Genomic DNA, 23131 nt, shown 5'->3' with positions numbered 1-23131 from the left:
GGGCGAAGGCGCGGTATTATGCCTGCTTTGTCCGGCGGCATGAAAAGTCTGCCCGTCGGAACGCCACGTTTTGAGGAATATAGATGTCACCCTGGCTGACGATCGTGGGAATCGGTGAAGACGGCTTCAAGGGCCTGGGCAAGAACGCCCGGCGTGCTCTGCTGGGCGCTTCGCGGATCGTCGGCGGCCAGCGTCAGCTGGATCTGCTGCCGCCGTGCATTGGCGGCGAGCGGCAATTGTGGCCGAGTCCGTTTTCCCTGACGCCGCTGCTGGCGTCGCGTGGCGAGCCGGTCTGCGTGCTGGCCAGCGGTGATCCGATGTTCTACGGCGTCGGTGCCAGCTTGGCGCGTCATGTGCCGAGCGCCGAGATGGCGATCATTCCCGCGCCTTCGTCCTGCGCATTGGCGGCGGCGCGCCTGGGCTGGCCGTTGCAAGAGGTGACGGTTGTGTCGCTGGTGGCGCGTCCGCTGGCGGCGCTCAATGTGCATGTGTTCAGCGGTGTGCGTCTGTTGCTGCTGAGCAATGACGGCACCAGCCCGGCGGCCGTTGCGCAATTGCTGCGCGAGCGTGGTTTCGGCGCCAGTCGCATGAGTGTTCTAGAGCACTTGGGCGGCGACGCCGAGCGACGTATCGACGGCCGCGCCAGTGAATGGCACGACGCTCCCGTTGCCGATCTCAATGTAATCGCTGTCGAGTGTCTGGCCGACCCCGGTGTTGCCGGCCTGTCACGCCTCGCCGGTTTGCCCGATTCGGCGTTCCGTCACGACGGCCAGTTGACCAAGCGCGACGTGCGCGCCATCACCCTCGCCCGCCTTGCGCCGAAGCCCGGTGAACTGCTCTGGGATGTCGGCGCCGGCAGCGGCTCGATCGGCATCGAGTGGATGCGCACCCATCCGAGTTGCCGCGCCATCGCGATAGAGGCCGACGAGGGTCGTCAGCAACTGATCGAACACAACCGCGATGCGCTGGGCGTGCCCGGCCTGCAACTGATTCGCGGCAAGGCGCCGCAAGCACTGGATAACCTCGAACGGCCCGACGCTGTTTTCATCGGCGGCGGCGTCACCCGCGAGGGTGTATTCGAAACCTCCTGGGATCAGCTCAAGCCCGGCGGCCGTCTGGTGGCCAACGCCGTGACCCTGCAAAGCGAAGTCACCCTGATGCATTGGCGCGAACAATACGGCGGCGAACTGACGCGCATTCATGTCGCCCAGGCGCAACCGCTCGGCGAGTTCGACACGTGGCGTCAGGCATTGCCGATCACCCTGCTGGAACTGGTCAAAGCCCTCGATGCGTGACGAAACCGCCGAACAACCCGCGCCCCTGCGCAGCGGCCTCACCACCGGCAGCTGCGCCACCGCCACCAGCCTCGCCGCCGCGCGCCTGTTGCTCACCGACATCGCTGCCGACGCAGTGCACATCACTTTGCCCAAGGGCAAGCAGGTGCAGATGCGCCTGGAGTTCTGCCGCCTGAGCGAGGACGGCGCCGAAGCCGGGACGATCAAGGATGCCGGCGATGACCCTGATGTCACCCACGGCGCCCTGCTCTATTCACAGGTGCGACTGTGCGCCGAACCGGGAATTCGCTTCAACGCCGGTGTCGGCGTCGGCACGGTGACCCGACCCGGCCTGGTATTGGCCGTCGGCGAGCCGGCGATCAATCCGGTGCCACGCAAAATGATCAGCGATCACCTGACCTTGCTCGCCGCCGAAACCGGCTACGGTGGCGGCTTCGAGGTCACGGTCAATGTCGAGGGCGGCGCAGAATTGGCGCTGAAAACCATGAATCCACGGCTGGGCATTCTTGGCGGCCTGTCGATCCTCGGTACCAGCGGCATCGTCCGACCGTTTTCCTGCGCCGCCTACATCGCCTCGATCCATCAGGGCATCGACGTAGCGAAAACCAACGGTTATCTGCACATCGCCGCGTGCACCGGCAACGCCAGCGAAGACACCATGCGCCGGGTCTATGACCTGCCGGAAATCGCCCTGATCGAGATGGGTGATTTCGTCGGTGCGGTGCTCAAGCATCTGCGCAAAGTGCCTGTGGATAAACTCAGCCTGTGCGGCGGCTTCGGCAAGATCAGCAAACTCGCCGCCGGGCATATGGATCTGCATTCGCGGCATTCGAGCATCGATTTGCCGCAACTGGCCGAATGGGCGGCGGCGATTGGCGCGGAGCCGGCGTTGCAGCAAGGCATTCGCGAAGCCAATACCAGCCAACAAGCCTTGGCCATGGCCAGTGCGGCGGGCATTGCTTTGGGAGATGAAGTTTGTCGCCATGCGCTGAATTTCGCTCGCAGCGTAGTGCCGGCGCAGGTCCAGGTCGAGGTGTTTGCCATTGATCGTCAAGGCGGGATTGTCGGCCACGCCGGAGGTTTTGCATGAAACGGATCCTGCTGCTCGGCGGTGTGACTGAAGCGCTGGCGATTGCCCGCACGCTCGGCCCGCAACATATCTACAGCCTCGCCGGCGTTGGCCGGGTGCCGAGCGATTTGCGCTGCCAGGTTCGGGTCGGCGGCTATGGCGGCGCTGAAGGTCTGGCGCAGTTCATAGCCGATGAAGGCGTCGATCTGCTGCTCGACGCTACACACCCGTACGCCGCACAAATCAGCGCCAACGCCGCCCGCGCAGCACAGCTCGCTTGCATCCCCTGCTGGGCCTTGCGTCGCCCGGCGTGGCAACCGCAAGCGGCCGATGACTGGCGTGAGGTGGCTGACTGGGCCGAACTGATCACAGCGCTGGAACCGTTCAACCGCCCGCTGTTCACCCTCGGCCGTGAACCGCTGCAACACCTCGACAAAATCCCCGCCCACCAGTTCTGGACCCTGCGCGCCCTCGACGTCTATCCCGGCAACCCACGCTGCGAAGTGATCGGCGCCCGTGGGCCGTTTCTGCTGGAAGACGAGCGAGCGCTGTTCGAGCGCAGGCAGATCGATGTGCTGATCAGTAAGAACAGCGGCAGCAGCGCGACTGAGCCGAAGCTCGAAGCGGCGCGTGAGCGTGGCGTGCCGGTGCTGGTGTTGAAGCGACCTGGTTTGCCGGGGGTTGATCGGGAGTTTGGATCAGCGTCTGAAGTCCTTGAAGCCCTGACGACGTCAGACATTTCCTAAAATTGAATTTATGTGCGAATTGGCCTGCATATTTTACAGACGCAGCCGACTGTTCCTCCCTACCTCCTGAATCCAATACTTCGGTTCCTTTAATCAAAACAAGCAGACAGCCAGAAAAGCGGCTTGCCAGCTTGTATCCCAAGGAATACGATCCCAACATGATCGCTTTTGAACGATCCCGCATATTTTCCGAATGGCTCGACTCCTTGAAAGACATCAAAGGGAAAGGCCGAATCATCTCCAGAATTAAAACAGCCGAAAATGGCAACTTCGGCGATTGCGGGTTCGTCGGTGACACTGTTTATGAAATGCGTGTTCATTACGGCCCTGGTTACAGGATGTACTTCACACGCAAAGGCGAAGTGATTTATCTGCTGCTGATCGGGGGCGATAAATCGACACAAAAAAGAGATATCAAACGCGCCGTGCAGATGGCTCATAGCATCGGAAATGAGGAGTAAATCATGACCGAAGAATTCGCCCGTTTTGACGCCGCCGAGTACCTCAAAACTCCCGAGGACATGGCGGCATATCTAGATGCCTGTTTTGACGATGACGAAGGCGACGGCGTCCTTATCCGTGCAGCGCTCAATGACATCGCCCGGGCTCAAGGCATGACACAAGTGGCGCGGGATGCAGGTTTGGGCCGCGAAAGTCTTTATAAAGCCCTGAGTAGCACTGGCAATCCCGAATTCGCAACTATCATGAAAGTCATGAAGGCTCTGGGTTTGAGATTGCATGCCGTAACGCTGTGAATGGACTGCGACACCAAACCGCACGACGCTTTTTTACTTATCGGCCCTGATCAGGCTAAATGGGCCGCGCCTGATCGCCCACCCAACGGACCTGCCCCATGAACCGACGCCGGTTAGCATTTGCCTGGATCGCCTGCTTTGCAGTGCTGTTCAACATGCTCGCCATGCCGCTGAGCGGTGCGATGGCGCAGGCGGCCAGTTCATCGGGCGAACAGATACTCTGGAGCAGTTTCTGCACCGGCAACGGCATGAAGATGGTGGCGATCGACATCGGTGCCACGGATCAGCAGGCCCCGCAGAACGACAGCCATTCAAACATGCAGCACTGCTGGTGTTGCTCAGGTGGGGCGCCATTGCTGGCGCTGCCGGGGCATTCGCCGCAGCTGTATTTCGCGCAATTTGAAAGCAACCGCAGCGTTGCGCCCGTCTCCCTGCAAACCCCGACGCCGCGCCAGCAATGGCCGAGTCTCAATCCCCGTGCTTCCCCTCTGGTCTGATTTGTTCGCGCCACAAATCCGCGTTTCAAATCGTTCTGGAGAACTGCCATGTTGAAGAAACTCTTCGTCCTCGCTGCGCTGTTGTTGCCGGCGTGCTTCGCCCATGCCCATGAATACAAGGCGGGTGCGCTGGAAATCGCCCATCCGTGGTCGCAGGAACTGCCGCCGAATGCGCCGACCGTCGCCGCCTACTTCATCATCCACAACACCGGCAAAGGCGCCGATCGCCTGCTCAGCGTCGACTCGCCCATCGCTGCACAAGCGCAGTTGCACGAGCACGTGATGCAGGGCGATCTGATGAAGATGCAGCAAGTGCCAAGCGTGGAAATCCCCGCCGGCGGCACCGTGACCTTCGCGCCGATGGCTTACCACGTGATGCTGCTCAACCCGAGCGATCGCAGCCTGCTCAGCGACGGCAAGCGTTTCCCGATGACCCTGCATTTCGAAAAGGCCGGTGACGTCAGCGTTGAAGTAGCCGTGCAGAAGAAAGCGCCGGAATCCGCTCAGGGCCACGTCCACGCTCAGTAACCGACCCGGCTGACTTCGCCCATGCGCTCGTTGCGCGCCAGGCCCGTCCCGCATCACCGTCAGACTCAAGCGCTGACGCGTGGCAGTTGGATCGCCCTGTTCGCCATGCTGATGATCTTCATCGGTCCACTGATTTCTCAGTCGATGCCGATGGATCAACACGCCTCGACGTCGATGCCAATGAGCATGGACATGTCGATGGACATGCCCGGCATGGATCACAGCGGCCATGCAGCCCAGCCTGCGGCCGAGCATTGCCCGCCGCAATCTTCGCACCACGTGCTGTGGGAAAAATGCGGCTATTGCAGCCTGCTGTTCAATTGCCCGGCACTGGCCGGCGGCGGCGATTTCGTCGCTTTCAACATCCCGCCACCGAACACCTTCACCCCACCCTCCCCGCGTCTGGGCCATGCCCGCCACCCCTTCTTCCCCGGCGCCCGCACCCGCGCCCCGCCCATCGCCACGTAAACACGCACCTCTGATTGCACACGGTTGAGAAGACAGCTCCAGGCTGCCGGCCGTGGTGTTTACGACTGTTCGATGGAAATTGTCATGTCCAGGTTTACTGCTGTCCCCTGCGCGGAATCTGCCCGCGCGCACTTTGCCCTGAATGAATCGCGGATTCGTTGCAGGCACGCTATTGCCGTCCTTTGCGGCCTGCTGCTGACACCGCTGGCGTTGGCTGATGATCACGCGAGCCACGAAAGTGAATTGAGCCCGACGGTGATCACTGCCATCGCCCCGAGCTCACCACTGACGATCGTCACCAACCCCAAGGATCCGCGCCAACCGGTGCCGGCCAGTGACGGTGGCGATTACCTGAAGACCATTCCCGGCTTCGCTCTGGTGCGCAATGGCGGCACCAACGGCGATCCGGTGCTGCGCGGCATGTTCGGCTCGCGCCTGAATATCCTCACCAACGGCAGCATGATGCTCGGCGCCTGCCCTGGCCGGATGGACGCGCCGACCTCGTACATCTCGCCGGAAACCTACGACAAACTCACGGTGATCAAAGGCCCGCAGACCGTCATCTGGGGGCCGGGCGCATCGGCCGGTACGGTGCTGTTCGACCGTGAGCCGGAGAACTTCGGCGAACTCGGCACTCGCGTCAACGCCAGCATCCTGGCTGGCTCGCACGGCCGTTTCGACAAGGTCATCGATGCCGCTGCCGGCGGCCCTCAGGGTTACGTGCGGGTGATCGGCAACACCGCGCATTCCGATGACTATCGCGACGGCAACAACGACATCGTCGCCTCGCGTTACGACAAGTGGAACGGCGATGTCGCACTGGGCTGGACGCCGGATGCCGACACCCTGATCGAACTCACCGCCGGCAAGGGCGACGGCGAGGCGCGGTATGCCGGGCGCGGCATGGACGGTTCGCAGTTCCTGCGTGAAAGCCTTGGCCTGCGCCTGGAAAAATCCAACATCAGCGAGGTGCTGGAAAAACTCGAGGTGCAGGTCTACTACAACTACGCCGACCATGTGATGGATAACTACACCCTGCGCACCCCGTCCGGCACCGGCATGATGGCAGGGCCCATGGCGTCCAACGTCGACCGCCGTACCCTCGGCGCGCGGCTCAAGGCGACCTGGCGCTGGGCTGATGTTCAGCTGATCACCGGCCTCGACGCACAGACCAACGAGCACCGTCAGCGCAGTGCAATGGGCATCGACATCTATAAGGACCTGCCGTACAGCAAGGACGCCGATTTCCATAACTACGGCGTGTTCAGCGAAATGACCTGGTACGCCGCCGAGCGTGATCGCCTGATCACTGGCGCCCGTGTCGACCGTGCTTCGGCGAAGGATTATCGGCAAACCATCGGGTCGGGGATGACGTCTCGGCCCAACCCGACCGCCGACGACACCCGCGCCGACACCCTGCCCAGCGGCTTCATCCGTTACGAGCATGACCTCGCCGACAGCCCGACCACGCTCTACGCCGGCCTCGGTCACGCGCAACGCTTCCCGGATTACTGGGAGTTGTTTTCACCCAAGTCCGGCCCGGCAGGATCGGTCAATGCGTTCGACTCGATCAAACCGGAAAAGACCACGCAGCTCGACTTTGGCGTGAACTACAGGAGCGCCGACCTCGAAGCCTGGGCCTCGGGTTACATCGGTGTGGTACGCGATTACATCCTGTTCGACTACACGCCGGGAATGATGGGCATGAGCACTTCGCGCGCCGAAAACATCGACGCGCGGATCATGGGGGGCGAACTCGGTGCTGCCTACAACCTCACCGACAACTGGAAAGCCGATGCGACCCTGGCCTATGCCTGGGGCAAGAACAGCAGTGACGGCTCGGCATTACCGCAGATGCCGCCGCTGGATGCGCGTTTCGGACTGACCTACAGCCAAGACAACTGGAGCGCCGGCGCACTCTGGCGAGTGGTCGCCGCGCAGCACCGCATCGACGCGAACAAGGGCAACGTGGTCGGCAAGGATTACGCCCAGAGCTCGGGCTTCGGCGTGTTCTCGCTCAACGGCGCGTACCGCATCAACCAGCACTGGAAGGTCAGCAGCGGCGTCGACAACCTGTTCGGCAAAGCCTACGCCGAGCATTTGAATCTGGCTGGCAACGCCGGGTTCGGTTACCCGGCCAATGACCCACAGGCAATTAATGAACCGGGGCGCACGCTCTGGACCAAAGTGGATATGAGTTTCTGACACCAACACCTACCCATGTGGGAGCGAGCCTGCTCGCGAAGAGGCCGGCGCATTCAACATTGATGTCGTCTGGCATGACGCCTTCGCGAGCAGGCTCGCTCCCACGGGTAAACAGACAACGAAAAGAACCAAGCCAAGCGGAGCACACGTGATGCAAAAGCCTCAACCCAATTTCTACAACCTGGCCTGGCGCTGGCATTTCTATGCCGGGCTGTTCGTCGCGCCGTTCATGGTGATGCTGGCCCTGACCGGGATCATTTATCTGTTCAAACCGCAGCTCGATTCGCTGATGTACAGCAGCCTGCTCGAAGTACCGGTCGGGCACCACACGGTACCGGCCGATGACTTGCTGCAACGGGTGAAAGCTGCCTATCCGCAAGGCCAGGTCACTCAGTACCTGCCGCCGGTGAATGCCGAGCGCAGCGCACAATTCGTGGTGAAAAACGCTGGTCACGAACTCAACGTATTCGTCGATCCGTATCACGGCGACATCCTCGGCGAGCAGGATGCCAAGCAGAACCTGCAAGCCATCGCCCGCGCGATCCACGGTGAATTGATGATCGGCACGGTCGGCGATCGCCTGATCGAAATGGCCGCTGGCTGGGGCGTGGTGCTGGTGGTCTCGGGGCTGTTTCTGTGGTGGCCGCGCGGTCAGGCGGCGGGCATCCTGTGGCCGCGTTTGAACAGCCGCGGTCGAGTGTTGTGGCGCGATCTGCATGCGGTCACCGGTTTCTGGGGCGCGACATTGCTGTTGGTGATGTTGCTCAGCGGCATGACCTGGACCGGTTTCTGGGGCAAGCAATACGCGCAAGTGTGGAACGTGTTTCCAGCCGCAATGTGGGACAACGTGCCGACCTCCGACATCGAGGCACGCAGCCTCAACAGCGCGACCCGCCAGACCGTGCCATGGGCGATGGAGAACACACCGATGCCGATGTCCGGCGACCACGCCGAACACATGAATCACGGCAATGCCCATGCCGGCCCCGCTGCACCCGAAGTCAGCCTGCAGGATGTGCAGAACATCGCCAGTGAGCGCAAGGTCGAGCCCGGCTACAGCATCACCCTGCCGACCACCGCCACCGGCGTGTTCACCATTGCCGTATTCGCCGATGACCCGCGCAACGACGCCACCCTGCATATCGATCAGTACACCGGCAAGGTCCTCGCCGATGTGCGTTTCGAGCACTACGGTGCCGTCGCACGCGCCACGGAAATCGGCGTGATGCTCCACGAAGGCAAGATGTTCGGCACCGTCAACCAGATCGTCGTGCTGTTGATCTGCCTGATGATTCTGCTCAGCGCCGTCAGTGGTGTAGTGATCTGGTGGAAACGCCGCCCCGAAGGCAAGGTCGGCGTGCCGCCGTTGCGCCATGACCTGCCGAAGTGGAAAACCGGCGTGGCGATCATGCTGGTGCTGGCGGTGGTGTTTCCACTGGTGGGGTCTTCGCTGGTGATGGTGTGGTTACTGGATCGACTGCTGCTGTCGCGGCTGCGTAAGCAAACCGAATCCGCCTCGGCTTCATCATGAATCAACTTCTGCAGGGGCAGCCTGCGGCAGCTCCTGCAGAAGTTGATGTATCCCGTCCCGAGTGCTGATCTAGACTACGTGCCTTTTCAAGTCTCGGGATAAGTGTCATGCGCAAAACAGTTGCCCTGTCGTTGTTGGTGTTGGCTTGTGGTTCAGTGCAAGCCGATACGACGGTCGATGTCTCGCGGATTTACGGCAAGATCAAGTTCGTCGACAGCTTTCCTGATTACAAAGTGAAAGTGGTGGATTCGTTTCCCGACCTGAAGGTGAAGAAAGTCGACTCATTCCCGGATTCCGCAGGCAAGTGGAAAACCGTCGACAGCTTCCCGGATTACAAAATCCAGATCGTTGACTCCTTCCCCGATTTCACTATCAAGTATGTCGACTCCTTCCCCGGCGTGGACTGAGTCCTGCTTAAAGCCGCTGCCGCGTTGCGGTAGCACCACAATGAAGCACCTGATCGCACCACGCCCCACTGCGCGTTCCTTCCTGGTGCGCCATCACTGCGTATAACCCCTCTAACACGACATTTCCTTGCCTGAACGCGACCGGGCACAGCCTTTGCAAAACACACCTTCAGTCGTCCGCATCTGCCAACCAGAAAAATCAGAATGTTCATGGAGATCGCACAATGAAGCGTCGCAGTTTGATCAAGGCTTTCACACTCACGGCATCCATTGCCGCGATGGGCATGACCTGGACTGTCCAGGCCGCCGAGACCATCAAGGTCGGGATTCTGCATTCGTTGTCCGGGACCATGGCGATCTCCGAAACGTCGCTCAAGGACATGGCGCTGATGACCATCGACGAGATCAATGCCAAGGGCGGCGTGAACGGCAAGATGCTCGAGCCGGTGGTGGTCGACCCCGCTTCCAACTGGCCGCTGTTCGCCGAAAAGGGCCGGCAGTTGCTGACTCAGGACAAGGTCGCGGTGGTGTTCGGCTGCTGGACCTCGGTATCGCGTAAATCGGTATTGCCGGTGTTCGAAGAGCTCAACGGTCTGCTGTTCTACCCGGTGCAGTACGAAGGCGAAGAGATGTCGCCGAACGTCTTCTACACCGGCGCCGCGCCGAACCAGCAAGCGATCCCCGCCGTTGAATACCTGATGAGCGAAGAAGGCGGCAGCGCCAAGCGCTACTTCCTGCTCGGCACCGACTACGTCTACCCGCGCACCACCAACAAGATCCTGCGCGCGTTCCTGCACTCCAAAGGCGTGGCCGACAAGGACATCGAAGAGGTCTACACGCCGTTCGGTCACAGCGATTACCAGACCATCGTTGCCAACATCAAAAAATTCTCCGCCGGCGGCAAGACTGCCGTCATTTCCACCGTCAACGGCGACTCCAACGTGCCGTTCTACAAAGAGCTGGCCAACCAGGGCCTGAAGGCTACCGATGTACCGGTGGTGGCGTTCTCGGTCGGTGAAGAAGAACTGCGCGGCATCGACACCAATCCGCTGGTGGGCAACCTCGCGGCGTGGAACTACTTCGAGTCGGTGGAGAATCCTGCGAACAAGAAATTCGTCGCAGACTGGAAAGCCTATGCGAAGAAACACAATCTGCCGGGCGCCGATAAAGCCGTGACCAACGACCCGATGGAAGCCACCTACGTCGGCATCCACATGTGGGCGCAGGCGGTCGAGAAAGCCAAATCCACTGACGTCGACAAAGTGCGCGAAGCACTGGCCGGGCAGACCTTCGCTGCGCCGTCCGGTTACACGTTGACCATGGACAAGACCAATCACCACCTGCACAAGCCCGTGATGATCGGCGAGATCCAGAGCGACGGGCAGTTCAACGTCGTGTGGCAGACCGAAGGCCCGATCCGCGCGCAACCATGGAGCCCGTACATTCAGGGCAACGACAAGAAGCCGGATTATGCGGTGAAGAGCAACTGAGGCGAATTCAGTTTTTGAGGCGAGCATAAGACTTCCCCCTCACCCCAGCCCTCTCCCTCAGGGAGAGGGGGAAAGGGAGCCGATCTTCATGCTCTTCAAACCCTGAGTTCGACTCGAATTCGCAGGTCGCAGCACATCGTCCAGACACCTCGGTCAGTCCCCTCTCCCTCCGGGAGAGGGTTAGGGTGAGGGGGCGGTTGAACAGGACACCACCAATGCCCACTGCCATACACCGCTTGCTTCTCGCCATCGCACTGTTGCTGCCGATGCTCGCTCACGCCGGCGATGCCGAAGACTTCGTCGCGGCCAATCCGATGCAACAGGCCAAACTGCTGGAAGCCTGGGCCGCGCAGCCCGATCCGGCCCGTATCGAATTGCTCAACACCCTGCAGCAAGGCGAGCTGACGATCGACGGCCAAGCGAAAACCCTGCGCCTGAACAATCGCCTGCGGGGTCTGATCGACACCGCAATGGCCAGCCATCAATTGCTCGCCGCTGACAGCAAAATCCGGCTGAGCGCCGCGCAGCAATTGCAGAAAAGCGCGAAACCCGCGCAGCTGAAATTTCTCGACCGGCAGCTCGCTGGGGAAAAAGACCAAAGCGTCCACGCGGCCCTGAGCCTCGCGCTGGCCAATCTGCAACTGGTCGACAGCGACCCGGCGGTGCGCCTCGCGGCGGTACGTCTGCTCGGTGAAACCGGCGACCCGCTAGCACGCACGCGCCTTGAAGGTCTGCTCGAACCGGGCGTGGAAAGCGATGCCGGCGTGCGCACCGCCGCTGAAACCAGCCTCGCTCAGGTCAAGCGCAAACTGCTGATCGGCGAAGTGCTCGGCCAGGCCTTCAGCGGCATGTCGCTGGGCTCGATTCTGCTGCTCGCCGCCCTCGGTCTGGCGATCACCTTCGGCCTGCTCGGCGTGATCAACATGGCCCACGGCGAGATGCTCATGCTCGGCGCCTACTCGACCTACGTCGTGCAGTTGATGTTCCAGCGCTACGCACCGCAAGCCATCGAGTTCTATCCGCTGATCGCGCTGCCGGTAGCGTTTTTCGTCACCGCCGCCATCGGCATGGCGCTGGAGCGCACGGTGATTCGCCATCTCTATGGTCGACCGCTGGAAACTCTGCTCGCGACCTGGGGCATCAGCCTGATGCTGATCCAACTGGTGCGGCTGGTGTTCGGCGCGCAGAACGTTGAAGTGGCCAACCCGGCATGGCTGTCCGGCGGCATCCAAGTGCTGCCCAATCTGGTGCTGCCGTACAACCGCATCGTCATCATCGCTTTCGCATTGTTCGTGGTGGTGCTGACCTGGCTGCTGCTGAACAAGACCCGCCTCGGCCTCAACGTTCGCGCCGTCACCCAGAACCGCAACATGGCCGCCTGCTGCGGCGTGCCGACCGGGCGCGTGGACATGCTCGCCTTCGGCCTCGGCTCGGGCATCGCCGGGCTGGGCGGCGTGGCGCTGAGCCAGATCGGCAACGTCGGTCCCGACCTTGGCCAGAGCTACATCATCGACTCGTTCCTGGTGGTGGTGCTCGGCGGCGTCGGCCAACTGGCCGGTAGCGTGCTAGCCGCGTTCGGCCTGGGCATCGCCAACAAGATTCTCGAACCGCAGATCGGTGCGGTGCTCGGCAAGATCCTGATCCTCGCGCTGATCATTCTGTTCATTCAGAAACGTCCGCAAGGCCTCTTCGCACTGAAAGGACGGGTGATCGACTGATGAACCAGCCTCTGTTAGTCACGGCCACACAAAAGGCCGGGCCGAAAGTCACGCTCGCGGTCGGCGGGGTGATCCTCGCGCTGCTGATCGTTCTGCCGCTGCTGTCACTGCTCGCGCCAGACAATGCCCTGCACGTCTCGGCCTACACGCTGACCCTGGTCGGCAAAATCCTCTGCTACGCCATCGTCGCCCTGGCGCTGGATCTGGTCTGGGGCTATGCCGGCCTGCTGTCGCTGGGCCACGGTTTGTTCTTCGCCCTCGGCGGGTACGCGATGGGCATGTACCTGATGCGGCAGGCGGCCGGCGATGGCTTGCCAGCGTTCATGACTTTCCTGTCGTGGAGCGAATTGCCGTGGTACTGGACCGGCACCAGCAGCTTTATCTGGGCCATGTGCCTGGTGGTGCTGGCGCCGGGTCTGCTGGCGCTGGTGTTCGGCTTTTTCGCCTTCCGTTCGCGGATCAAGGGCGTGTATTTCTCGATCATGACCCAGGCGCTGACCTTCGCCGGCATGCTCCTGTTTTTCCGCAACGAGACCGGGTTTGGCGGCAACAACGGTTTCACCAATTTCCGCACGATTCTCGGTTTCGGCATCACCGAAGCGGGCACCCGCGCGGTGCTGTTTCTGGCCACGGTGTTGTTGCTGGTGGCGAGCCTGTTCATCGGCTGGCGCCTGGCGCAGAGCAAGTTCGGCCGCGTGCTGACGGCGCTGCGCGATGCAGAAAACCGTTTGATGTTCTGCGGCTACGACCCGCGCGGTTTCAAGCTGTTCGTCTGGGTGCTGAGTGCGGTGCTGTGCGGCCTCGCCGGAGCGCTGTACGTGCCGCAAGTCGGCATCATCAACCCCAGCGAAATGTCGCCGACCAACTCGATCGAAGCGGCGGTGTGGGTCGCCCTCGGCGGGCGCGGCACGCTGATCGGTCCGCTGCTCGGCGCCGGCGTGGTCAACGGCATGAAGAGCTGGTTCACCGTGGCCTTCCCGGAATACTGGCTGTTCTTCCTCGGCGCGCTGTTCATCGTCGTGACGTTGTACCTGCCCAAGGGCGTGATCGGTCTGCTGAAGAAACGAGGTGAACAATGAGAGTCACAGCGAGTGCTGAATTCATGCTGGAGCCGGCGTTTTTCCCCGTGGAACCGAACAAGGACGAAGGCACCAGCCGCGACTCGATCGGCCTCGGCCAGCGCGTCGGTCCCGGCCTAGATACGCGCCACGGCACCATCCTGACGCTGGAAGACATCAGCGTCAGCTTCGACGGCTTCCGTGCGCTGAACAATCTCAACCTGTACATCGGCGTCGGCGAACTGCGCTGCATCATCGGCCCCAACGGTGCGGGTAAAACCACGCTGATGGACGTGATCACCGGCAAGACCCGGCCCAGCCACGGCAAGGCCTGGTTCGGTGAAACCCTGGATCTGACGCAGATGAGCGAAGTGCAGATTGCCCAGTACGGCATCGGCCGCAAGTTTCAGAAACCGACGGTATTCGAAGCTTTGAGCGTGTTTGAAAACCTGGAGCTGGCGCAGAAGACCGACAAGTCGGTGTGGGCCAGTTTGCGTGCGCGCTTGAGTGGCGAGCAGAAGGATCGCATCAGCGAAGTGCTCGAGACGATTCGCCTGACCACCTCGGTCAATCGCCAGGCCGGGCTGTTGTCCCACGGCCAGAAGCAGTTTCTCGAGATCGGCATGTTGCTGATGCAGGACCCGCAATTGCTCCTGCTCGACGAACCGGTAGCCGGCATGACCGACGCCGAAACCGAGTTCACCGCCGAGCTGTTCAAATCGCTGGCGGGCAAGCATTCGCTGATGGTGGTCGAGCACGACATGGGCTTTGTCGGCTCGATTGCCGACCACGTCACGGTGCTGCATCAGGGCAGCGTTCTGGCCGAGGGCTCGCTGGAGCAAGTGCAGGAAAACGAGCGGGTGATCGAGGTCTACCTCGGCCGCTGAAGACCTAGATCGTTCCCACGCTCTGCGTGGGAATGCCGCCATGGACGCTCTGCGTCCGCCGTTATGTGACGCGGAGCGTCACGGGATGCGTTCCCACGCAGAGCGTGGGAACGATCACCGGGGGAGAATTTGGACATGCTGCAAGTCGACAAGCTGCATCAGTACTACGGCGGTAGCCACATCCTGCGCGGCCTGAGCTTTGACGTGAAGGTCGGTGAAGTCACCTGCCTGCTCGGCCGTAACGGCGTGGGCAAGACCACCCTGCTCAAGTGCCTGATGGGCCTGCTGCCGGCCAAGGAAGGTGCGGTGAACTGGGAAGGCAAACCGATCACCACGTTCAAACCGCATCAGCGTGTGCATGCCGGTATCGCCTACGTGCCGCAGGGCCGTGAGATCTTCGGGCGCCTGACGGTAGAAGAAAATCTGCTGATGGGCCTGTCGCGCTTTCCAGGCTCAGAAGCCAAAGAAGTTCCAGGTTTCATCTACGAACTATTCCCGGTGCTGCTACAAATGAAGCAGCGCCGTGGCGGCGATCTGTCCGGTGGTCAGCAACAGCAACTGGCGATCGGCCGCGCATTGGCCAGCCGCCCGCGCCTGCTGATTCTTGATGAGCCGACCGAAGGCATTCAACCGTCGGTGATCAAAGAAATCGGCGCGGTGATCAAGCAGCTCGCGGCGCGCGGTGACATGGCGATTCTGCTGGTCGAGCAGTTCTACGATTTCGCCGCCGAGCTGGCCGATCAATACCTGGTGATGTCACGGGGCGAGATCGTTCAGCAGGGTCGCGGTGAAAATATGGAGGCCGAGGGTGTACGCGGGCTGGTCACGATCTAACGCGCCGGTCTAATCTGTAGCTTCCTAACGATAATCACAAAACCATGAATTCGATTGTTGCACCTGCCCTGTTTACCCCGAGCTGGCACGCCGAGCTGGAACTGGCCTACGCGCGCTTCGGCGATTGCACGCGCCCGGTCATGCGTCGTCACCTCGGCCCGCTGCGCGTGCAAAAGCATCTGTACGCCGAAGGCCCCGAGGTCTGCCAGCACATCATCGTCCACCCACCGGGCGGAATTGCCGGTGGTGATCGGCTCGATATCAGCGCGCGCGTCGAACACAACGCCTGGGCGCAAATTACCAGCCCCGGCGCTGCCAAGTGGTATCGCGCCGGTGGGCCGGCGTATCAGCAGCTCGACTTGCAAGTCGCTGCCGGTGCGACTCTGGAATGGCTGCCGCAGGAAACCATCGTCTACAGCGCCGCGCAGGCTGAGTTGAGCACAACGATCGAGCTCGAAGGCGATGCGCGGCTGTTCTACTGGGACGTGGTGGCGCTCGGTCGTCCGGCCAGCGGCGAGCGTTTTGACCTCGGGCATTTTCAGGCGCACCTGGACATCCGCCGCGATGGTCAGTTGCTCTGGCACGAACGGCAGCGCATTGTCGGTGCGGACGGTTTACTCGACTCGCCGATCGGCCTGGATGGCAATCCGGTGTTCGCAACGATGCTGGTCACCGGTGAGATTGAGGCCGAGTTGCTGGAGCGCTGCCGCTCGCTGGGGCATGAGGTACGCGGGGATTTGACCCAACTGCCGGGGTTGCTGGTGGCGCGGTGTCTGGCCAGTGAGGCGTTGCTCGCTCGCGCCTGGCTGATTGATTTATGGCGACTGCTAAGGCCTGTGCTGCTGGGCCGCGAAGCTATCGCGCCAAGAATATGGAGCACCTGAAACCCCGACCCTCACCCCCCGCCCTCTCCCGGAGGGAGAGGGAGCCTGACCGAGTCGTCTGAAATGAATTTATCTGCCTGAACGAATATTGCTGACTGAATTGGCCATTGAAAACAACCAAGATCAGTCCCCTCTCCCTCGGGAGAGGGCTAGGGTGAGGGGCTGCTCCAACTGGCACCCCACACTTCTCGAGAGCCACCCGAATCTGCCCTGATGGAACCCGAACCATGGACCTGACCCCACGCGAAAAAGACAAGCTGCTGATCTTCACCGCCGGCCTCGTCGCCGAGCGGCGGCTGGCCCGTGGCGTGAAACTCAATTACCCGGAAGCCATGGCCTACATCTCCGCCGCCCTGCTCGAGGGCGCCCGCGACGGCCAGACCGTGGCCGAGCTGATGCACTACGGCACCACCCTGCTCAGCCGCGAGCAAGTGATGGAAGGCATCGCGGAAATGATCCCGGAAATCCAGGTCGAGGCGACGTTCCCCGACGGCACCAAACTGGTCACCGTTCACCAGCCGATCGTCTGAGGCCGCGCCATGACTTACAGCATTCGCGATGCGAGCCGGGCCGACCTGCCGGCGATTCGCGACATCTACAACGACGCCGTGCTCAACACCACGGCGATCTGGAATGAACAAGCGGTCGACCTCGGCAATCGCCAGGCATGGTTCGACGCGCGGCAGTTGCAGGCGTATCCGATTCTGGTGATCGTCGACCGTGAAAACGCAGTGCTGGGTTACGCCTCGTTCGGCGACTGGCGCCCGTTCGATGGCTTCCGCCACACCGTCGAGCACTCGGTGTACGTGCGCAGCGATCAACGCGGCAACGGCCTCGGCCCGCAACTGATGACTGCCCTGATCGAACGCGCCAGAGCCTGCGGCAAACACGTCATGGTCGCCGCCATCGAAAGCGGCAACGCTGCCTCGATCCGCCTGCACGAGCGCGCCGGTTTCAGCGTCACCGGGCAGATGCCGCAAGTGGGCACCAAGTTCGGCCGCTGGCTCGATCTGACCTTCATGCAGTTGACCCTCAATCCCGGCGCACAGCCGCCGGGTGCTCACAAGGAGTGATGTCGATGAACGCCGCCCAGTTGCGCCGCGTCAACGCTGAGAGCTTTGCCCACTATCGCCAGGGCCTGATCGATCTGCTGCTCGACGCCGTCGGTTACGGCGCCAGCGTCGGCTTCATGGCCGACCTCGATGCCGCGCAGGCGCGCGCGTATTTCGATGAGGTGCAGGACAACATCAACAAGGGCAGCACGCTGCTCTGGGTGGTGGTGAAGGACGAGCAGGTGCTGGCCAGCGTGCAACTGGGCCTGTGCCAGAAGGCCAATGGTCTGAACCGCGCCGAAGTGCAGAAACTGCTGGTGCGCGAACACGCGCGGCGCCGTGGCCTCGGCCAGCAACTGATGCAGGCGCTGGAACTCGAAGCGCCCAAGCACAAGCGCGGCATGCTCTATCTCGACACCGAGGCCGGCTCGCCGGCGGAAGATTTCTACAAGGCGCTGGGCTACGTGCGCGCCGGCGAAATTCCCGATTACGCCTGCGATCCCAACGGCACCTATCGCCCGACCGCTCTCTATTACAAAGTCCTGCAAGGAGCCCAGCGATGATTCCTGGCCAATACCAGATCCAGCCCGGCGACATCGAACTCAACGTCGGCCGCCGCACCGTGAGCCTGAAAGTCGCCAACAGTGGTGACCGGCCGATCCAGGTCGGTTCGCACTTTCACTTTTTCGAAACCAACGACGCGCTGACCTTCGACCGTGCCGCCAGTCGCGGCATGCGCCTGAATATTCCGGCGGGCACGGCGGTGCGCTTTGAGCCTGGGCAAAGCCGTGAAGTCGAGCTGGTCGATTACGCCGGACATCGCCGGGTGTTCGGCTTTGCCGGACGCATCATGGGTGATCTCTAAACAACACGGTGCCCGCTCTGGCCCCTTCGCGAGCAGGCTCGCTCCCACATGAGAACGCAATCAAATGTGGGAGCGAGCCTGCTCGCGAAAGCGAGTAATGCGAGCGATTTCAGACCCAATTGAATCTCAAGGCATGCCCATGAAAATCTCCAGACAAGCCTACGCCGACATGTTCGGCCCCACCGTCGGCGACAAGGTGCGCCTGGCCGATACCGAGCTGTGGATCGAAGTCGAGAAGGACTTCACCACCTACGGCGAGGAAGTGAAGTTCGGTGGCGGCAAAGTCATCCGCGATGGCCAGGGTCAGAGCCAGTTGCTCGCCGCCGAAGTCGTCGACACGCTGATCACCAACGCGCTGATCATCGACCACTGGGGCATCGTCAAGGCCGACGTCGGCCTCAAGGACGGGCGCATCGCCGCGATCGGCAAGGCCGGCAACCCCGATGTGCAGCCCAACGTGACCATCGCCATCGGCGCCGGCACCGAAGTGATTGCCGGCGAAGGCATGATCCTCACCGCTGGCGGCATCGACACGCATATCCACTTCATCTGCCCGCAGCAGATCGAAGAAGCGCTGATGAGCGGCGTCACCACCATGATCGGCGGCGGCACCGGGCCGGCCACCGGCACCAACGCCACCACCTGCACCTCCGGCCCGTGGCATCTGGCGCGCATGCTCCAGGCCGCCGATGCTTTCCCGATGAACATCGGTCTGACCGGCAAGGGTAACGCCAGCCTGCCGGAGCCGTTGATCGAACAGGTCAAGGCCGGCGCCATCGGCCTCAAACTGCACGAGGACTGGGGCACCACCCCGGCGAGCATCGACAACTGCCTCAACGTCGCCGACCAGTACGACGTGCAGGTGGCGATCCACACCGACACCCTCAACGAATCCGGTTTTGTCGAAACCACCCTCGGCGCATTCAAGGGCCGCACCATCCACACTTATCACACGGAAGGCGCCGGTGGCGGCCACGCGCCGGACATCATCAAGGCCTGCGGCTTCCCCAACGTGCTGCCGAGCTCGACCAACCCGACCCGGCCGTTCACTCGTAACACCATCGACGAACACCTCGACATGCTGATGGTCTGCCACCACCTCGACCCGAGCATCGCCGAAGACGTCGCGTTTGCCGAAAGCCGTATCCGCCGCGAAACGATCGCCGCCGAAGACATCCTCCACGACCTCGGCGCGTTCTCGATGATCAGCTCCGACAGTCAGGCCATGGGCCGCGTCGGTGAAGTCATCACGCGCACCTGGCAGACCGCCGACAAGATGAAAAAACAGCGCGGCCCACTGCCCCAGGACGGTGAGGGCAACGACAACTTCCGCGCCAAGCGTTACATCGCCAAGTACACGATCAACCCGGCGATTACCCACGGCATCAGCCATGAAGTCGGCTCGATCGAAGTCGGCAAGTGGGCCGATCTGGTGCTGTGGCGCCCGGCGTTCTTTGGTGTGAAGCCGACGCTGATTCTCAAGGGCGGCGCGATTGCCGCGAGCCTGATGGGCGACGCCAACGCCTCGATTCCCACGCCGCAACCGGTGCACTACCGCCCGATGTTCGCCAGCTACGGCGGCTCGCTGCACGCCACCAGCCTGACCTTTATCAGCCAGGCGGCGCACGAAGCGGGATTGCCGCAAGCGTTGGGGTTGAAGAAGAAAATCGGCGTGGTCAAAGGCTGTCGCGACGTGCAGAAAACCGACCTGATCCACAACGACTATCTGCCGGATATCGATGTTGATCCGCAGACCTATCAGGTCAAGGCCGATGGCGTGTTGCTGTGGTGCGAGCCGGCGGAAACGTTGCCGATGGCGCAGCGCTATTTTCTGTTTTGATGATCGCGGCAGGCTGAATACGGATGTGCATATCCGTATTCAGCTGCCGTCATCAGTTGATCAAGGAAACGCCCACGACATCTGTTGTTCGCTGTAGTTGTAGTCCAGACGCAGCTCGGTTCCTGCCGGTATGTCCTGGGAGGCGAACACGGCATTGAGGATAAAGTCCTTGGTCACCAGTTGTTTGCCTATCCACTGTTGCGCCTCGACATCGAACGGCACGAGTTCGACGTTGTACCCCTCCTTCGCCTGGCGGACAGGTTTGCCCGTCGCGTCATATTCGAAGTTGGAGTTGATTCGGGACATGATGTTGTCCCCCAGTATTGCCAGCGGGTCGGGGATGAATTCTCCGGCGCCATACTTCAAGCGCATGCCTGCCAGCATGGTGAAAGTCTGCTCATGGGGCTGGACGAAGCGTGCCGGCGTTATCGCACCACCGTAGACCCCCAGCGCCTCGCCTTTGGCAATACGCCGGTTGGCTACCACCATGGACTGACCGACCAAAGCCCGCTCGCCAGGGACTTTGACGTCAGCTTCGGTGAACACTCGCCATTGCAGCTTTTCTTCATACAGCCGCGCGACATCTTCGAAACCTTCGAACTTGATGTAGGGCTTGATCTGCTCAGACGTGTAAAGGTCACCGTTTTCGAAACGCACTTTGGTTTGCAGTTTACTGATGCGAATCGGCCTGCCAGCGGTGTCTCTGAGCGGGTACTTGCCGTTGTTGGCGCGGTTGTAGGTGCCCAGTTGATTGGCCAGGAATGAATAACGGGTTTCGCTGCGCATCGCCCACAGTTCATCTGCCGTCCAGGGTTTGACCGGCATGGATTCAGAGGCCAGATAAAACACCTCATTGGCGCCATCGGAATCATGGGGCAGCTCTTCGAGTGCCGACTCGAACTCCTCATCGCTCTGCCGGTTTACCCCGCGGCTTTTTCGCGGCATGGGTGCGGCCCCGTGCGCAGACGCTGTGAAATCCTGCAGCGGATACCAGTGATTGTTCAGCGGATCGAACGCCAGAACGGGCCCGGACGCTCGCGCCTCGCTGGGGAGTCTGGCCCGGTACAGGCCCGTTTCGCCATCGACGCCGAGCAGCACGGTACCGCCATTGTGCAGGTCGGCGTATTGGCGCCCCTTGAAAACACGAAATCCCTGTGCATCGGCATCTGGCAAGGCCGTCGTGGATGGAACCAGATAGTGCTGCAGAGAAATGCTTTCGGCCGTCGAGGTTCTCGTAGCGCTGGACGATGAGGGATGAACCTGCACGGTCGGCGTTGCGGCTGTTGTCTCGACTTGCCGCGTGCCGCCACCGGATCCGGGCGTATCGTGCGCCGTCTGGCGAATGAACGGATCGGGCGTGATCCGCAGCGTTTCAAGGCCATGTGCGGTTGCATCAACAGGTGTGTGCGCTGGGGTGTTTACATCGACTGTGCCCGGCTTGGGCGGCTTGGGTTTGACTGGCATGGACAGGCTTCCTTGCAAAATTTGCGTAGTGCTGACCGGGATGGCCAGCGCTGCGATAGTCGGCATCCATTGCCGACCTGTGCCCGGAAAACTATCAGACCATGCTGCCGGTTAACACCGAATGACACACCCGCAAACACTAACCCGGTGGGAGCAGGCTGGCCCGCCGTGAGGCCAGGTCCGCCCCGGAAAAACCTTCAGGCAACCTATTCCACCACCAACCGCCCCAAGCGCTGGCGCAGCATGCGGTTCTCGGCGCGCAATTCGCGCACCTCTTCCAGCAGATCCAGCGCCAGCGCGACGCCTTCCCACTCCAGTTCCAGATCACGGCGCAGCTTCGCCGCACGCTTGGCCAAGGCCAATTCGTAATCGGTGAAGCGCCATTCCCGGGGCTGCGCGCCCTGAGGTTCGAGGATGCCGTGCTCGACGATTTCGATCACGTAGACGTCCGACAAATCGGCCGCCTCACAGAATTCTGCCAGGTCCAGTTGAACGATCAGGGGGCTGCTCATGATGGGCTACTCCGTCGTCGGGTTCAGAAGTTCTCTCGCGGATTGAAGGCGGCTTTCTTCGCCAGTTCCTGCCACAGCGCCTTGACCTCATCGTCGGAGGCTTTGGGCATCACGGCCTTGAGCTGCACGAACAGATAACCGCGTTCGCCGGCCTTGTTCAGCAGGCCGTGGCCCTTGGCGCGCATGCGCTGGCCATTCTGGCTGCCGGCCGGCACCTTGAGGTTGATCTTGCCGGTCAGGGTCGGCACGGCCACTTCGGTGCCCAATGCCAATTCCCACGGAGCCAGGGGCAAGGTGATGATCAGGTTTTCGCCTTCGACATCGAATTTCGGGTGCGGCGCGAACCGAATGGTCAGGTACAGATCGCCATTCGCCCCGCCACCGATTCCCGGTGCGCCCTGGCCCTTCAGGCGAATTCGCTCGCCATCGGTCACGCCGGCCGGAATCTTCACGTTCAGGCTCTTGCTGGTGTTGCTGACATGCTGGCCGTGCGCGTTGTATTGCGGCACCTGAAAGGTGACTTTCTTCGATTCGTTCGACAGGGTTTCTTCGAGGAAGACCGGCAGTTCCATTTCCACGTCTTGCCCTCGGCGTCCGCGTGATTGGCGGCTCTCGGCGCCACCGAAACCGGGGCCGCGATTGCCGAAGATCGAACTGAAGAAGTCCGAGAAGTCGCCCGTGTCGCCACCGCCACCGCCGAAGCCGCCACGGCTCTGCCAGCCCGGCGGGCCCTGGAACGGCTGACCGTGCTGGCCATAACGGCGCAGTTCGTCATATTCGGCGCGTTTGTCGGCGCTTTTCAGCGCTTCATAGGCTTCCGAGGCGTCCTTGAACTTGGCCTCGGCGTCTTTTTCCTTGCTGACATCGGGGTGGTATTTGCGCGCCAGCTTGCGATAGGCCGCCTTGATGGCCTTGTCGTCGGCTGTCGGCTCCACGCCGAGTATCTTGTAATAGTCTTTGAAGTCCATGGAAGGATCACCATCCGTTATCGATTTCGCGCCGAGACCAGCATGCGCCGATTGGCAC

General features: G+C 61.7%; 25 protein-coding genes. 22 read left to right on the top strand and 3 right to left on the bottom strand.

All coding sequences use genetic code 11. The annotated features are described in order from the left end of the window. Positions 1-83 precede the first annotated feature (83 nt). The 22 genes from cbiE (at position 84) to ureC (ending at position 20129) form a co-directional block, all read left to right on the top strand. Positions 84-1295: a precorrin-6y C5,15-methyltransferase (decarboxylating) subunit CbiE gene (gene cbiE, locus HU724_RS03935; RefSeq protein WP_186567308.1), complete on the top strand. Its 1212-nt coding sequence runs from the start codon at positions 84-86 to the stop codon at positions 1293-1295. After that, complete coding sequence (locus HU724_RS03930; protein ID WP_186567310.1) at positions 1288-2385, top strand: cobalt-precorrin-5B (C(1))-methyltransferase; 1098 nt, start codon at positions 1288-1290, stop codon at positions 2383-2385. Before cbiE ends, HU724_RS03930 begins: the two co-directional genes overlap by 8 nt. Beyond that, positions 2382-3110, top strand: a complete 729-nt coding sequence (locus HU724_RS03925) for a cobalt-precorrin-6A reductase (protein ID WP_186567312.1) — start codon at positions 2382-2384, stop codon at positions 3108-3110. Before HU724_RS03930 ends, HU724_RS03925 begins: the two co-directional genes overlap by 4 nt. A gap of 158 nt (positions 3111-3268) precedes the next feature. Continuing rightward, complete coding sequence (locus HU724_RS03920) at positions 3269-3571, top strand: type II toxin-antitoxin system RelE/ParE family toxin (RefSeq protein WP_186567314.1); 303 nt, start codon at positions 3269-3271, stop codon at positions 3569-3571. 3 nt (positions 3572-3574) lie between these two features. Further along, a complete protein-coding gene (locus HU724_RS03915) occupies positions 3575-3865 on the top strand; it encodes an addiction module antidote protein (protein ID WP_007914567.1) in 291 nt (96 codons plus the stop codon). 98 nt (positions 3866-3963) lie between these two features. Then, positions 3964-4362 carry a DUF2946 domain-containing protein gene (locus HU724_RS03910; protein ID WP_186567316.1) on the top strand — a complete coding sequence of 133 codons (399 nt, stop codon included), beginning with the start codon at positions 3964-3966 and terminating at the stop codon, positions 4360-4362. A 48-nt stretch (positions 4363-4410) separates the two neighbouring features. Further along, a complete protein-coding gene (locus tag HU724_RS03905; RefSeq protein ID WP_186567318.1) occupies positions 4411-4890 on the top strand; it encodes a copper chaperone PCu(A)C in 480 nt (159 codons plus the stop codon). Between the two features lie 21 nt (positions 4891-4911). After that, positions 4912-5358, top strand: coding sequence for a DUF2946 domain-containing protein (locus HU724_RS03900; RefSeq protein WP_133337097.1), 447 nt, complete (start codon positions 4912-4914; stop codon positions 5356-5358). 84 nt (positions 5359-5442) lie between these two features. Continuing rightward, positions 5443-7563 (top strand): TonB-dependent copper receptor, encoded by a 2121-nt coding sequence (locus tag HU724_RS03895; RefSeq protein ID WP_186567320.1) that lies wholly within the window; start codon positions 5443-5445, stop codon positions 7561-7563. Between the two features lie 151 nt (positions 7564-7714). Continuing rightward, complete coding sequence (locus tag HU724_RS03890) at positions 7715-9094, top strand: PepSY-associated TM helix domain-containing protein (RefSeq protein WP_186567322.1); 1380 nt, start codon at positions 7715-7717, stop codon at positions 9092-9094. Between the two features lie 107 nt (positions 9095-9201). Beyond that, a complete protein-coding gene (locus HU724_RS03885; protein WP_186567325.1) occupies positions 9202-9501 on the top strand; it encodes a 7(1) septoil knot domain-containing protein in 300 nt (99 codons plus the stop codon). A gap of 224 nt (positions 9502-9725) precedes the next feature. Continuing rightward, positions 9726-10991: an urea ABC transporter substrate-binding protein gene (gene urtA, locus HU724_RS03880; RefSeq protein WP_186567327.1), complete on the top strand. Its 1266-nt coding sequence runs from the start codon at positions 9726-9728 to the stop codon at positions 10989-10991. 215 nt (positions 10992-11206) lie between these two features. Further along, positions 11207-12709, top strand: coding sequence for an urea ABC transporter permease subunit UrtB (gene urtB / locus HU724_RS03875; protein WP_186567329.1), 1503 nt, complete (start codon positions 11207-11209; stop codon positions 12707-12709). Beyond that, positions 12709-13788 carry an urea ABC transporter permease subunit UrtC gene (urtC, locus tag HU724_RS03870; protein WP_186567331.1) on the top strand — a complete coding sequence of 360 codons (1080 nt, stop codon included), beginning with the start codon at positions 12709-12711 and terminating at the stop codon, positions 13786-13788. The genes urtB and urtC overlap by 1 nt, the downstream gene beginning before the upstream one ends. Next, the gene (gene urtD, locus HU724_RS03865; protein ID WP_437180346.1) at positions 13785-14654 is read left to right on the top strand and encodes an urea ABC transporter ATP-binding protein UrtD; all 870 of its coding nucleotides are present in this window, start codon (positions 13785-13787) and stop codon (positions 14652-14654) included. Before urtC ends, urtD begins: the two co-directional genes overlap by 4 nt. 135 nt (positions 14655-14789) lie before the next feature. Continuing rightward, entirely contained in the window at positions 14790-15488 is a 699-nt protein-coding gene (gene urtE, locus HU724_RS03860; RefSeq protein WP_016771889.1) for an urea ABC transporter ATP-binding subunit UrtE, read from the top strand. 44 nt (positions 15489-15532) lie between these two features. Next, positions 15533-16372, top strand: a complete 840-nt coding sequence (locus tag HU724_RS03855) for an urease accessory protein UreD (protein WP_186567333.1) — start codon at positions 15533-15535, stop codon at positions 16370-16372. Positions 16373-16599: 227 nt separating this feature from the next. Continuing rightward, positions 16600-16902: an urease subunit gamma gene (ureA, locus tag HU724_RS03850; RefSeq protein ID WP_042608931.1), complete on the top strand. Its 303-nt coding sequence runs from the start codon at positions 16600-16602 to the stop codon at positions 16900-16902. A gap of 9 nt (positions 16903-16911) precedes the next feature. Continuing rightward, positions 16912-17445 carry a GNAT family N-acetyltransferase gene (locus HU724_RS03845; RefSeq protein WP_133337112.1) on the top strand — a complete coding sequence of 178 codons (534 nt, stop codon included), beginning with the start codon at positions 16912-16914 and terminating at the stop codon, positions 17443-17445. 5 nt (positions 17446-17450) lie between these two features. Next, the gene (locus HU724_RS03840; protein ID WP_073471741.1) at positions 17451-17987 is read left to right on the top strand and encodes a GNAT family N-acetyltransferase; all 537 of its coding nucleotides are present in this window, start codon (positions 17451-17453) and stop codon (positions 17985-17987) included. Next, the gene (locus HU724_RS03835; RefSeq protein ID WP_024011400.1) at positions 17984-18289 is read left to right on the top strand and encodes an urease subunit beta; all 306 of its coding nucleotides are present in this window, start codon (positions 17984-17986) and stop codon (positions 18287-18289) included. The genes HU724_RS03840 and HU724_RS03835 overlap by 4 nt, the downstream gene beginning before the upstream one ends. A 139-nt stretch (positions 18290-18428) precedes the next feature. Next, the gene (gene ureC / locus HU724_RS03830) at positions 18429-20129 is read left to right on the top strand and encodes an urease subunit alpha (protein ID WP_186567335.1); all 1701 of its coding nucleotides are present in this window, start codon (positions 18429-18431) and stop codon (positions 20127-20129) included. A 60-nt stretch (positions 20130-20189) separates the two neighbouring features. On the opposite strand, the gene HU724_RS03825 is transcribed toward ureC, so the two are convergent. From HU724_RS03825 to HU724_RS03815, 3 genes are all read right to left on the bottom strand, one after another. Beyond that, entirely contained in the window at positions 20190-21659 is a 1470-nt protein-coding gene (locus tag HU724_RS03825) for an SET domain-containing protein (RefSeq protein ID WP_225927664.1), read from the bottom strand. Positions 21660-21799: 140 nt separating this feature from the next. Continuing rightward, a complete protein-coding gene (locus HU724_RS03820; RefSeq protein WP_016984795.1) occupies positions 21800-22105 on the bottom strand; it encodes a chaperone modulator CbpM in 306 nt (101 codons plus the stop codon). 23 nt (positions 22106-22128) lie between these two features. Further along, the gene (locus tag HU724_RS03815; RefSeq protein ID WP_024011397.1) at positions 22129-23073 is read right to left on the bottom strand and encodes a DnaJ C-terminal domain-containing protein; all 945 of its coding nucleotides are present in this window, start codon (positions 23071-23073) and stop codon (positions 22129-22131) included. Positions 23074-23131: the final 58 nt, after the last annotated feature.

The organism is Pseudomonas iranensis (genome assembly GCF_014268585.2).
Classification (GTDB): domain Bacteria; phylum Pseudomonadota; class Gammaproteobacteria; order Pseudomonadales; family Pseudomonadaceae; genus Aquipseudomonas; species Aquipseudomonas iranensis.
The sequence above is the reverse complement of the archived record's forward strand: the minus strand, read 5'-3'. Positions and strand labels throughout refer to the sequence as shown.